Source organism: Nocardioides sp. NPDC057767, assembly GCF_042798275.1.
GTDB lineage: Bacteria > Actinomycetota > Actinomycetes > Propionibacteriales > Nocardioidaceae > Nocardioides.
The window spans coordinates 1-12,561 of record NZ_JBHVKJ010000035.1 but is presented as its reverse complement, the minus strand read 5'-3'; the positions used below and the strand labels follow the sequence as shown (position 1 = coordinate 12,561).

Here is a 12,561-nt window from a genome sequence, read left to right as displayed (position 1 = left end):
ACATGCCTCCTCGCCGCCTGCGTCTCGACGCCGAGCTGGTCCGGCGCAAGCTGGCCCGATCCCGTGAGCACGCCAGCGAGCTGATCGCCGCCGGCCGCGTCACCGTCTCCGGAAACCGTGCCACCAAGCCGGCCACCGGGGTCACGACCGATGTCGCCATCGTGGTGACCGAGGATCCAGACCGCCCCGACTTCGTCTCCCGCGGCGGCCACAAGCTCGCCGGAGCACTCGCGGCGTTCAAGCCGCTAGGACTCTCGGTCGAGGGCCGCCGCTGCCTGGACGCCGGCGCCTCGACGGGCGGGTTCACCGACGTACTGCTTCGCAACGACGCCAGGCAGGTCGTCGCGGTCGACGTCGGCTACGGCCAGCTCGCCTGGAGGCTCCAGCAGGACGAGCGGGTCGTCATCCACGACCGCACCAACATCCGCGACCTCTCCCTCGACGTGGTCGGGGAACCCGTCGATGTCGTCGTAGGCGATCTCTCCTTCATCTCCCTCGGGCTCGTCCTCGACGCGCTGATCGGCGTCACCAGCCCCGACGGCGACCTGGCCCTGATGGTCAAGCCGCAGTTCGAGGTCGGCAAGGACCGGGTCGGAAAGGGCGGCGTGGTGCGCGACCCGGCTCTGCGGGCCGAGGCCGTCAACGCCGTGGCGGCAGCAGCTGCCAAGCGCGGCTGGGGTGCGCGCGCGGTCACGACCAGCCCGCTGCCGGGCCCCTCGGGCAACGTGGAGTTCTTTCTCTGGCTGCGCCGTGGTGAGGCGACGGTCAGCGAGGCCGAGATCGAGGAAGCCGTGCGCGAGCAGCGCGGCCTGGAGATCCAGGCCGTCCGCGAAGTGTCGGTGCCGTCTGAGAAGGTTGATCCGTGACTGACGCCGATACCCCTGCTGTGGGCCCAGCATCTGAGGACTCAGTCGAGGTTCGGCGCGTCCTCATGCTCATCCACACCGGGCGCGAGGAGGCCCGCGAGGTCGGTCTCGCCTGTGCCAAGTCGCTCGCGGTCCACGGCATCGTGGTGAGGATGCTGGCCAGCGAGGCCGTCGACCTCGGCATCGACCCGGCCGCCTACGAGCCGAAGCTGGAGCTGGCTGCCGACGAGCTCGACGCCAGCAGCGACTGCGAGCTGGCGCTGGTCATCGGTGGCGACGGCACGATCCTGCGCGCCGCCGAGATCGTCCAGCCCCACCGCACCCCGGTGCTCGGGGTCAACCTGGGACACGTCGGGTTCCTCGCGGAGGCGGAGTACGACGACGTCGAGTCGACGATCGAGGCGATCGTGCAGCGCCGCTACACCTCCGAGGACCGGCTCGCCCTCGAGGTCAGCGTCTTCGAGGACGGCAAGAAGGTCTTTCGTACGTTCGCGGTCAACGAGGCCAGCGTCGAGAAGGCGTCTCGCGAGCGGATGCTCGAGGTGGTTGTCGAGATCGACGGCCGGCCGCTGTCGAGGTGGGGCTGCGACGGCGTCGTCTGTGCGACCCCGACCGGCTCGACGGCCTACAACTTCTCCGCCGGCGGCCCGGTCGTGTGGCCCGGCGTCGAGGCTCTGCTGCTGACCCCGATCAGCGCCCACGCGCTCTTCGCGCGGCCGATGGTGGTGGCGCCGACCTCGGTCCTGGCCGTCGAGGTGATCACCCGGGCCGATGGCGCCGGGGTGCTGTGGTGCGACGGCCGGCGCTCCTACGACCTGGGCCCGGGCGCCCGGATCGAGGTCACCCGGGGGGTGGAGCCTGTCAGACTCGTCCGCCTGCACCAGGCCCCGTTCACGGATCGTCTGGTGCGGAAGTTCGGACTGTCTGTGGAGGGATGGCGAGGCGCCGCGGAACGGCGTCCGTTCAGGATGAACGGAGGCGAGCATGCTTGAGGAGATCAGGATCTCCGGACTCGGGATCATCGAGTCCTCGACGCTGGAGCTCGGACCAGGACTGACCGTCGTGACCGGTGAGACCGGCGCGGGCAAGACGATGATCGTGACCGCGCTCGGGCTGCTGCTCGGCGGTCGCGGCGACGCCGGTTCCGTCCGCAAGGGCAAGAAGGCGGCCCGGGTCGAAGGCGTCATCGACGCCCGGTCGCTGCCGGCCGTCGTCGACGCGACCGAGGAGGCCGGGGGAGAGGTCGAGGAGGGCCGCGTCCTCGTCGCCCGCACCGTGGCCGCCGAAGGACGCGCGCGGGCCTACGTCGGGGGAGCGACCGTCCCGGTCGCCACCCTGGGCTCGGTGACCTCCCCGCTCGTCGCCGTCCACGGCCAGTCCGACCAGCACCGGCTGCTGCAGCCACGTGCCCAGCGTGACTCGCTCGACCGCTTCGGCGGTGAGCCCGTCGCCAAGCTCCTCGCCGCCTACGCCGACCTCCACAGCCAGCTCCACAAGGTCGAGCGCGAGCTCGACGAGGTCACCACCCATGCCCGGGAGCGGGCGCAGGAGGCCGACCTGCTCCGCTTCGGCCTGGGCGAGGTCGAAGCGGTCACGCCCGAGCCCGGCGAGGACGTCACCCTCGCCCAGGAGGAGGAGCGGCTCGGCTACGCCGACACGCTGCGCACCGCCGCGGAGCAGGCTCGCGAGGCGCTCTCCTCCGAGGTCGACGCCCCCGACGCGCTGGGCGCGATCTCGGCCGCGCGCCAGGCCCTCGACGGCGTGCGCGACCACGACCCCGAGGCCGCGTCGCTGGCCGACCGCCTCGCCGAGGTCTCCTACCTGCTCTCCGATCTGGCCGCCGACGTCGCCTCCTACGCGACCGCGATCGAGACCGATCCGGCCCGGCTGTCGGTGGTCTCCGAGCGTCGCGCCGCCCTGACCGCGCTGACCCGGAAATACGGCGAGACCATCGACGAGGTGCTCGCCTGGGCCGAGAGCGGCGCCAAGCGGCTGCTCGAGCTCGACTCGGACGACGACCGCATCGAGGAGCTCCGCGGGGAGCGTACGCGGCTGAGAGCCGCCCTCGCCGAGGCCGGCCTGGCGCTGTCGGCCGCCCGTGCCGACGCCGCCGGCGCCCTGGCCAAGGCGGTCAGCGACGAGCTGACCGGACTGGCCATGCCGCACGCCCGACTGGTGGTCGACGTACGGCAGAAGGAGACCGACGCGCCCGCCTCCGAGGACGAGCCGCACGCGCCGCTGAAGGTCGGGTCGGGGAAGGCACAGCGGTGGCTGCGCTACGGCTCGAACGGTCTCGACGAGGTCGAGCTGCTGCTGGCGGCCAACACCGGTTCCGAGCCCCGCCCGCTCCACAAGGGCGCCTCCGGCGGTGAGCTCTCCCGGGTGATGCTGGCCATCGAGGTGGTCCTGGCCGCCACCAGCCCGGTCCCGACCTTCGTCTTCGACGAGGTCGACGCCGGTGTCGGCGGCACCGCGGCGGTCGAGATCGGCCGCCGTCTCGCCCACCTGGCCCGCACCGCGCAGGTCCTGGTGGTCACCCACCTGCCACAGGTCGCCGCCTTCGCCGATCACCACGTGGCCGTCGAGAAGACCAGCGACGGAGTTGTCACCAGCTCCGGGCTCACCGTCCTCGACGACGAGTCCCGCGAGCGCGAGCTCTCGCGGATGCTGGCCGGGCTGACCGCCTCCGACACCGCCATCGCGCACGCCCGTGAGCTCCTCGAGGTCGCCCGCTCCGCGAAGGCCTGACCCGCCGAGACCTCAGTTCTGGCGGCCGAGTCCGCAGATCTGGTCAACGAATCTGCAGTTGTGGTGAACGACACACGCCACAACTGCAGATTCGGCCACCAAACGTACGCATTCGGCCGCCACGACGACCGACTCGCCGGATGAGAGATCCGGGGTCGTGCCCTGATACCGGGGGAGGATTGGCGGGACATGAGACTGCCTACTCGCCAGATTCCTTCCGTACTTCCGGGCATCCGCGGCACCCTCCGCTCGGGACGGCCGACCAGAGCGTTGATCCCGCGGCTCAAAGAGGGTGACATCGCGGTCATCGACCATGTCGATCTCGACCGGAGCACCGCCCTGGCGCTCGCTGCCAAGGGTGTGATCGCCGTCGTCAACGCCCAGCCGATGGTGTCGGGGCGCTACCCCAACCGGGGCCCGCAGACGCTGGTTGACGCCGGGATCGAGCTGATCGACAAGGTCGGCGAGGCGGGCCTGGAGAAGCTGGTCGACGGGCGGAAGGCCCGGATCCTCGACGGCGAGATCTTCGACGGTGAGCAGCTGCTGACCGCAGGGCGCGCGCTCGACCAGGAGTCGTTGGACAACGACCTCGAGGACGCGAAGCGGGGGCTGAGCTCCCATCTGGAGCTCTTCACCCACAACAGCAGCGAGCTGCTCAAGCGCGAGGAGGAGGTGCTGCTGCACGGCAACGGCGTACCTCCGCTCGACACCCCGCTGGCCGGCCGACCCGTCGTCGTGATCGCCGACCACCCCGACCTGGATCGGCTCCTGGGCGACCTCAAGGGCTTCCTGCGCGAGCAGCGCCCGGCGATCATCGCAGTCGGACCCGCGGCGAAGAGGCTGACCAAGAAGCAGGTACGCCACGCCGTGCTCGTCCTGGGCCCGGACACCGACACCTACCCCGAACCGAAGGTGCTCACCAGCGCAGCGGAGGTCGTGCTCGCTCCGGGTGGCTCCGCGAGCGAGAGCGCGGCCGAGCTCCTCGACCGGGTCGGGGTGCAGCCGAAGCGGTTCGAGTCGTCCCTCGCGCCCGAGGACGCGGCCCTGCTCGTCGCCTACACGCAGCATCCCTCGCTCGTGATCGGCGCCGGGCTGAGCACCACACTGACCGACTTCCTCGAGGACCAGCGCCCCGGCCTGGCCGGCACCTACCTGACCCGGCTCGCCCTCGGCCCGACGCTGATCGACGCCTCCGCTGTTCCGGCGGTGCGGCGCAGGGAGCCCCGAAGCCGTCGGCTGGCCCTGCCGGTTCTGGCGGCGGTGACGGCGCTGGCGATCGGCGTACCCGCCGGCATCTGGGCCGCCGACCACGATCTGACCGAGATCGGCACCGGCTTCGGAGCCGGTTTCGGGGGCAGTTTCGGGGGCGGCGCGGGTGAGGGTGCCGCCGCGAGCACCACCTCCGGCCGAGGCGAGGCGAACACCGGAGACGACCCGCAGACCGTCGAGGAGCGGTTCGTCGCCGAGACGGGCGACGAGCTCCTGCCCGGCAAGCTCACCGGGCAGCGGGTCGCGGTCCTCGCCCTCCCCGGCGCGGACGCGAAGACGGTCGACGCGCTCACCGGCACCATCAAGACGGCCGGTGGCGAGACGACGGGGGTGCTCGACGTACGACCGAACCTGCTGGACCCGGACCGCAAGCAGTATGTCGACAGCCTGGCCACGCAGCTGGTCAAGCAGCTCGGCCGAGGCGATGCGGGCCGGGCGACCTACCAGCGGATGGGTCAGGTCGTCGGGGAGACCTACGCCGGCACGAAGCCACCCACGGAGTTCGATCAGCCCGCCAAGACCGCCGCTGTGGCGTTGCTCACCGGCGACCTGGTCACGGCCCGGGGACGACCGACCGGGCCGGCCGACCTCGTCCTGGTCGTCCTCGGCGAGAACAGCCAGGACACGACCGCCGTCGAAGGTCTCGTCGAAGGGCTCGGCGCCACCACGAAAGGCCTGGTCGTGGGCGGAACCACCGACTCCGAGGACCTGGAGACGCTCCGCGCCAACGACTGGCCGGGCTGGTTCGCGTCGGTCGACGGTGTCGAGACGGTCACCGGTCAGGTGGCCACGCCGCTCGTGCTGGCGCGACAGCGGAGCCAACAAGGTGGCGATTTCGGTGCGTCAGGTTTCGGCGGCCTGCTGAAGCGTTGATAGGATTGAGGTCCATGAAGTCGGCGAGCTTGACCAAGCACATTTTTGTCACCGGGGGCGTCGCCTCCTCATTGGGAAAGGGCCTGACGGCATCGTCCCTCGGCCGTCTTCTCCGTTCGCGTGGTCTGAGCGTGACCATGCAGAAGCTGGACCCGTACCTCAACGTGGACCCCGGCACGATGAACCCGTTCCAGCACGGTGAGGTCTTCGTGACCAACGACGGTGCCGAGACTGACCTCGACATCGGCCACTACGAGCGGTTCCTCGACACCGACCTGGTCGGCCACGCCAACGTGACCACCGGGCAGGTCTACTCCAACGTGATCGCCAAGGAGCGCCGCGGCGACTACCTCGGCGAGACGGTCCAGGTGATCCCGCACATCACCGACGAGATCTCCGAGCGGGTCCTGGCCATGCACGGCCCCGAGGTCGACGTCGTGATCACCGAGATCGGCGGCACCGTCGGCGACATCGAGTCGCTGCCGTTCCTCGAGGCCGCCCGCCAGGTGCGCCAGCGCCTCGGCCGCGACAACGTCTTCTTCGTGCACGTCTCCCTGGTGCCCTACATCGGCCCGTCCAAGGAGCTCAAGACCAAGCCGACGCAGCACTCGGTGATGGCGCTGCGCCAGATCGGCATCCAGCCCGATGCCATCGTGTGCCGCGCCGACCGCGAGCTGCCCGAGGGCATCAAGCGCAAGATCGCGCTCATGTGCGACGTCGACGAGGACGCCGTGGTGACCGCCGCCGACGCCCCGAGCATCTACGACATCCCGAAGGTGCTCCACCGCGAGGGCCTCGACGCCTATGTCGTGCGCAAGCTCGACCTGCCCTTCCGCGACGTCGACTGGGCGCTGTGGGAGGACCTGCTCCGCCGGGTGCACCACCCCAAGGAGGAGCTCACCATCGGCCTGGTCGGCAAGTACATCGACCTCCCCGATGCCTACCTCAGCGTCGGCGAGGCGCTGCGCGCCGGCGGCTTCGCCAACGAGGCCAAGGTCCACATCCGCTGGATCCCGTCGGATGAGTGCGAGACCCCCGAGGGTGCCGCGAAGAACCTCCACGACGTCGACGCCGTCTGCGTTCCCGGTGGCTTCGGCATCCGTGGCCTGGAGGGGAAGCTCGGCGCACTGACCTACACCCGCACCCACCAGATCCCCACGCTGGGCCTGTGCCTGGGTCTGCAGTGCATGGTCATCGAGTACGCCCGCAACGTGCTCGGCCTGGAGAAGGCCGACTCCACGGAGTTCGACGCCGAGACCCCCGAGCCCGTCATCGCGACGATGGAGGAGCAGAAGGCGTACGTCGAGGGCGCCGGTGACCTGGGCGGCACGATGCGCCTGGGGCTCTACCCGGCCGAGCTCAAGAAGGGCTCGATCGCGGCCGAGGTCTACGGAGCGACCTCCATCGAGGAGCGCCACCGCCACCGCTACGAGGTCAACAACGCCTACCGTGACCAGCTCGAGGACGCCGGCCTGGTCTTCTCCGGGCTCTCGCCCGACAACCAGCTCGTCGAGTTCGTCGAGCTGCCCCGCGACGTACACCCCTACTACGTCTCGACCCAGGCCCACCCCGAGCTCCGCTCGCGGCCGACCCGCCCGCACCCGCTGTTCGCCGGCCTGGTGAAGGCGGCCCTCGACCGGCAGAAGGAGCAGCGGTTCCCGATCGACGAGACCAACCTGCGCCGCGAGGTCAGCGAGGTCGAGCTGCCTGAGCCCGCCGAGGCCTGAGCAGCTGACGTGACGAGCCCCCTGGGGCCGGCTGGTGCCGGACCCAGGGGGCTCGCGTCTGTGTGCGCTACTCGCGTACCTCGCCGGTCGGCTTCACCTCGCCGCGCCAGGCACCGGTCTCGGTGCCGCGGTGCTCGATGAAGTCCTTGAACCGCTCGAGGTCGCCCTCGGCGCGCTTGTCGACGATCTTGAGGACGTCACCGGTCTTCTCGACCATGCCCTCGGGCTCGTACTCCAGGCGCAGCGTGACGTTCGTCGTCTTGCTCATCTGGTCCTCGGTGAACGAGACCGTGCCCTGGTTCTTCGCGCCCTCCACGGCGCGCCAGGTGATCCGGTCGTCGGGAACCTGGTCGACGATCTCGGCATCCCACTCACGGGTGACGCCGCCGATCTCGGCCTTCCAGTGCAGGTGCTTGTCGTCGAGCTGACGGACTGACTCGACGCCCTCCATGAACTGAGGGAACGACTCGAACTGGGTCCACTGGTCATACGCAGTGCTGACCGGAACGCCGACCTGGACGCTCTTCTGGATGGTGCTCATCTCTCTCGCGTCTCCTCTCGATTGCGTACGACACTCGGGTACCCGACGGGTTCCCGGGCCATACCTTCTCGACCCGGAGCGATCTCACTGCGATCTCACTGCGATCTCACAGCGCGCGAGCTGCCACCTGCCGCGAGTGCACGTCGGCGAGACGGATGACCGTCTGCCGTACGAACGGCACGAGCGTGTCTCCCTCGCAGGCGGCCCGTGCGGCCTCGGCGACGTCCTCACCGGCTTGGGCCGGGTAGAACCTGAGCTGGAGCCCGAAGGAGAGCAGCCCGCCGCCCCTGATGGCGGCGACGGCCTCGAGATAGCGCGGGGCGTACGGCGCCAGGACCTCGTCCTGGCCCGGCCGCCAGAACGCCGAGCTCAACGTGTAGGCGCTGTCGGTGCGCGGCAGCCGGCGCTCGACCATGGTCACCTGCCAGGCCTCCTCCTTGGCCTCCGCGAGCGGCTGGGCGGTGCGTACGGCCAGGGCGCTGACCCAGGACTCGGGATCCGGGTCGCGGGCCTCCAGGGCTGCGACCGCCTCGGCGTCGTAGTCACCCAGCTCCGCGCGCCGGCCGAGCAGCCGCCAGGCGACCTGGACGTCCTCGGCGGCCCCGGCCTCGGCGAGTGCGATCTGCTCGGGTGTGGAGGCGTGCGAGGCGACGACCCGCAGCGCGGTGTCGCGGTTGGCGGGATCCTCGGCGAGGACCGCGGCGGCCGCGGCGACCAGCGCGCGCTGCTCGGCGACCCGCTCCGGAGCGGTCCAGAGCTCGGCCGCGGTCCCGGCCATGCCCAGGAACTCCCCGGTGACCTGCGGGTTCCGCTCGCGCTCGAGGACCGAGACGACCCGGGAGACGACCTCGGGCCCGCCGATCTCACCACGGAACAGTGCCGACCACGCACTGTTGACCGCGACCGCTCGCGCCACCGCGTCGGGCAGGATGCCGGCGTTGCGGCCGAGCCAGGCCTCGCTGGCCTCGTCGGAGCGCACCGCCGCGAAGGTCACGTCGGTCGCGTTGACCAGGTGCGCGGCCGCGTCGGGGAGCGAGACGACGACGGGCTCGCCCTCCACGGTGACCGGGGTGGTCGCGAGCAGGGCGCCGGCGTCGTCGTAGGAGGCGATGTCGAGCCGGTGCGGACGTACGGTTCCGTCAGCGCTGGTGACCGACACCTTGCCGTCGGCGAGGGTGATCACGTCGGTGCCGGCGTGATCGAGCCAGGCGGTGGTCCAGGCGGAGAGGTCCTTGCCCGCGGCGGTGCCGAAGGCGCCCATCAGGTCGTCGAGGACGGTGTTGCCGTAGGCGTGCTCGGCGAAGTAGGCCTGCAGCCCGGCCAGGTAGGCCTCCTCTCCGATGTAGGCGTGCAGCTGCTGCAGCACCGCCTGGCCCTTCATGTAGGTGATCGCGTCGAAGTTGGCCATCGCGACGTCCACGCTGGGCACCACTCCGCGGATCGGGTGGGTGGCGGCCGTCAGGTCGGTGTCGTAGGCCATCTTCTTCTCGGTCAGCGCGATCGCGGCCCATACGTCGGTGTAGTCGGGCAGGGCCGCCGACGCCCAGACGGCCGCCCACGATGCGAAGGCCTCGTTGAGCCACAGGTCGTCCCACCAGCGCATCGTGACCAGGTCGCCGAACCACATGTGCGCCATCTCGTGCAGGATCACGTTGGTGCGCTCGGTGCGGTCGGCATGGGTCGGCGTCGTCCGGAAGAGGAAGATGTCGCTGTGCGTGACCGCGCCCCAGTTCTCCATCGCGCCGCCCATGTCGGGCACGAAGATCTGGTCGTAGCGCCGCTGCGGGAACGGCATCGCGAACTTGCTCCCGAACCAGGCCAGGCCGTGCTCGGTGACGTCGAGGATCTCCTCGCGGTCCCGCTCCAGCTGGCTCGCCAGCGACTGACGGGCGTAGAGCCCCAGGTCGTAGCCGCCACGCTCGGCACGGACCTCGACGAACGGCCCGGCGTTGACCACCACGACGTACGTCGACAGCGGGGGAGTGTCCTCGAAGACCCACGTCCTGGCGCCGGCCGTCGCGTCCGAGACGTCGCTCGGCGCCGAGTTGGACAGCACGGTCCACTGCTCGGGCGCGGTCACGGTGAACGCGTGCACCGCCTTGAGATCGGGCTGGTCGAAGCAGGCCCAGAGCCGGCGGGCGTCGTCGGGCTCGAAGGAGGTCCACACGTAGACGTTGCCGTCGGACGGGTCCACGGTGCGCAGCACACCCTCGGAGGAGGCGGTGTTGGACTGGGACGCGCTGACGACGAGGGTGTTGGTCTCGGCGAGGTCCTCGAGCGGGATCCGTCCAGCGCTGATCGTGGCGAGGTCGAGGTCGGTGCCGTTGAGCGTGGCGGCCGACACCTCGGCCACGCAGTCGACGAACGTGCTCGAGCCGGAAGTGGCGGAGAACGTGATCGTGGAGACGCTGGAGAGCGTCTCGCCCTCCAGCAGACCGGTCATGTCGAGCGAGATGTCGTAGCGCTCCACGGTGATCGAGGCGGCGCGTGCGGCGGCCTCCTCCTGGGTGAGTGAGGCAGGGGCGGCGGGGGAGATCGCGGACATGGGCCGAGGGTAGCCTCGGGCCATGACATCGGACGCACGAATTTCCGACTCGGCCATGCCGCTGGACCCGGGGCCCCTCACCGAGTGGGACGCCCCCGAGAGCTGGCCGGTCGCCTCGAGCGAGGACCTCCACCGCGACGGCTGGGTGGTCGCGCTGCGTGCGGACCGGATCAACCGGCCAGGTCACGAGGACGAGGAGCCGTTTCGGCGTCTCGTCGTCGAGCACCCCGGTGCGGCGGTGGTGCTGGCGCTCGACGATGACGAGCGGGCCCTGGTGATCACCCAGTACCGCCACCCCGCCAAGCGCCGCTTCGTCGAGCTTCCGGCCGGTCTGATCGACTATCCCGGCGAGGACCCGCTCGACGTCGCCGTGCGCGAGCTGCGCGAGGAGGTGGCGCACGAGGCGGCCGAGTGGACGCCGCTGCTCTCGACCTACACCTCGCCGGGGATCTCCGAGGAGATCCACCACTTCTTCCTCGCCCGCGGTCTGACCGCGACCGACCGGGACGGCTTCGAGCTCGAGCACGAGGAGGCCGAGATGAGCATCCACTGGGTGCCCTTCGAGGAGCTCCTGGAAGCCGTCCTGAGCGGCCGGGCAACCGACTCGCCGGTCGTCCAGGCTGTGCTTGCGTACGCCGCTCTCAAGTCGCGTGGCAGAGTCTGAACAGGCGCCTGGTCGATGACCGAACGACGTGGTTTTGGTGACTTGCGCCACACGGGGTTAGACATGCCGCATCAGGCGGCGAACATCCGGCTGACCCACAACCCACGGACCACCACATTCAGGGCCACGAGATGAAGGCAGGACAATGAGAATCGGCGTACCCAAGGAAGTCAAGAACCACGAATACCGGGTGGCGATCACCCCCTCGGGCGTCCACGAGCTGGTGGCCAACGGCCACGAGGTCTTCGTCGAGGCCGGCGCCGGCCTCGGCTCCTCCATCCCCGACGGCGAGTACGCCGCGGTCGGCGCCAAGATCCTCGGCGACGCAGACGAGACCTGGGGCAACGCCGACATGGTCCTGAAGGTCAAGGAGCCGATCGCGGAGGAGTACCACCGCCTGCGCGAGGGCCTGACCCTGTTCACCTACCTCCACCTGGCCGCTGACAAGCCGCTGACCGAGGAGCTGCTGGCCAAGAAGGTCACCGCGATCGCCTACGAGACCGTCGAGCTGCCCAACCGGGCGCTGCCGCTGCTCTACCCGATGTCGGAGGTCGCCGGCTGCCTGGCGCCCCAGGTCGGCGCCTACAACCTGATGAAGGCCCAGGGCGGCCGCGGCGTGCTGATGGGCGGTGTCGGCGGTGTCGCCAACGCCAAGGTCGTCATCATCGGTGCCGGTGTCTCCGGGCAGAACGCCGCCAACATCGCGCTCGGCATGGGCGCCGACGTCACCCTGCTCGACACCGACCTGGAGAAGCTGCGGATGTCGTTCTGGCGCTACTCCAACCAGGTCCACGGCCTGGCCTCCAACAAGCTCGTGCTCGAGGAGCAGGTGCTCCAGGCCGATCTCGTCATCGGTGCCGTGCTGATCCCCGGCGCGGCCGCGCCGAAGCTGGTCAGCAACGACCTGGTCTCGCGGATGAAGCCCGGCTCGGTGCTCGTCGACATCGCCATCGACCAGGGCGGCTGCTTCGAGGACTCCCACGCCACCACCCACGCCGACCCGACCTACCAGGTCCACAACTCGACGTTCTACTGCGTGGCCAACATGCCCGGCGCGGTGCCCAACACCTCGACCTACGCCCTCACCAACGCGACGATGCCCTACGCCGTCGCGGTGGCCAACAAGGGCTGGCAACAGGCGCTGCGTGACGACGCCGCGCTCGCCAAGGGCCTCAACACCCATGCCGGTCAGCTGACCAACGCCCCTGTCGGCGAGGCCGTCGGGATCGACTCGGTCGCGCTCGAGACCGTCCTCGCCTGAGGCCGAGTCGCCGGGTCCTGACGCATCGCCGGGCGCATCTACGGACTGCCGATCGAACGCGCCAAGG

9 protein-coding genes are annotated in these 12,561 nt (G+C 70.4%); 7 read left to right on the top strand and 2 right to left on the bottom strand.

The features are described 5' to 3' along the window. Positions 1-2 precede the first annotated feature (2 nt). The 5 genes from ACFVDI_RS18285 to ACFVDI_RS18265 all read left to right on the top strand — a co-directional run bounded on the left by ACFVDI_RS18285 (position 3) and on the right by ACFVDI_RS18265 (position 7,483). Positions 3-866 carry a TlyA family RNA methyltransferase gene (locus ACFVDI_RS18285; RefSeq protein WP_378907654.1) on the top strand — a complete coding sequence of 288 codons (864 nt, stop codon included), beginning with the start codon at positions 3-5 and terminating at the stop codon, positions 864-866. Positions 867-886: 20 nt separating this feature from the next. Next, positions 887-1,858 (top strand): NAD kinase, encoded by a 972-nt coding sequence (locus ACFVDI_RS18280; protein WP_378907822.1) that lies wholly within the window; start codon positions 887-889, stop codon positions 1,856-1,858. After that, entirely contained in the window at positions 1,851-3,614 is a 1,764-nt protein-coding gene (recN, locus tag ACFVDI_RS18275) for a DNA repair protein RecN (RefSeq protein ID WP_378907651.1), read from the top strand. Before ACFVDI_RS18280 ends, recN begins: the two co-directional genes overlap by 8 nt. A gap of 189 nt (positions 3,615-3,803) precedes the next feature. Beyond that, a complete protein-coding gene (gene steA, locus ACFVDI_RS18270) occupies positions 3,804-5,756 on the top strand; it encodes a putative cytokinetic ring protein SteA (protein ID WP_378907648.1) in 1,953 nt (650 codons plus the stop codon). A 14-nt stretch (positions 5,757-5,770) separates the two neighbouring features. Continuing rightward, positions 5,771-7,483 (top strand): CTP synthase, encoded by a 1,713-nt coding sequence (locus ACFVDI_RS18265; protein ID WP_328530905.1) that lies wholly within the window; start codon positions 5,771-5,773, stop codon positions 7,481-7,483. Positions 7,484-7,550: 67 nt separating this feature from the next. Here the strand turns inward: ACFVDI_RS18265 and ACFVDI_RS18260 are convergent, their stop codons facing one another. Next, positions 7,551-8,024 (bottom strand): SRPBCC family protein, encoded by a 474-nt coding sequence (locus ACFVDI_RS18260; protein WP_378907644.1) that lies wholly within the window; start codon positions 8,022-8,024, stop codon positions 7,551-7,553. Between the two features lie 106 nt (positions 8,025-8,130). Next, on the bottom strand, positions 8,131-10,569 hold the full coding sequence (gene pepN / locus ACFVDI_RS18255; RefSeq protein ID WP_378907641.1) for an aminopeptidase N: 2,439 nt from the start codon (positions 10,567-10,569) through the stop codon (positions 8,131-8,133). 22 nt (positions 10,570-10,591) lie between these two features. Here pepN and ACFVDI_RS18250 point away from each other — a divergent pair, with 22 nt between their 5' ends. Both ACFVDI_RS18250 and ald read left to right on the top strand, forming a co-directional pair. Beyond that, positions 10,592-11,233, top strand: coding sequence for an NUDIX domain-containing protein (locus ACFVDI_RS18250; RefSeq protein WP_378907638.1), 642 nt, complete (start codon positions 10,592-10,594; stop codon positions 11,231-11,233). A 145-nt stretch (positions 11,234-11,378) separates the two neighbouring features. Beyond that, positions 11,379-12,494 (top strand): alanine dehydrogenase, encoded by a 1,116-nt coding sequence (gene ald / locus ACFVDI_RS18245; protein ID WP_378907635.1) that lies wholly within the window; start codon positions 11,379-11,381, stop codon positions 12,492-12,494. The last annotated feature ends 67 nt before the right edge of the window (positions 12,495-12,561 follow it).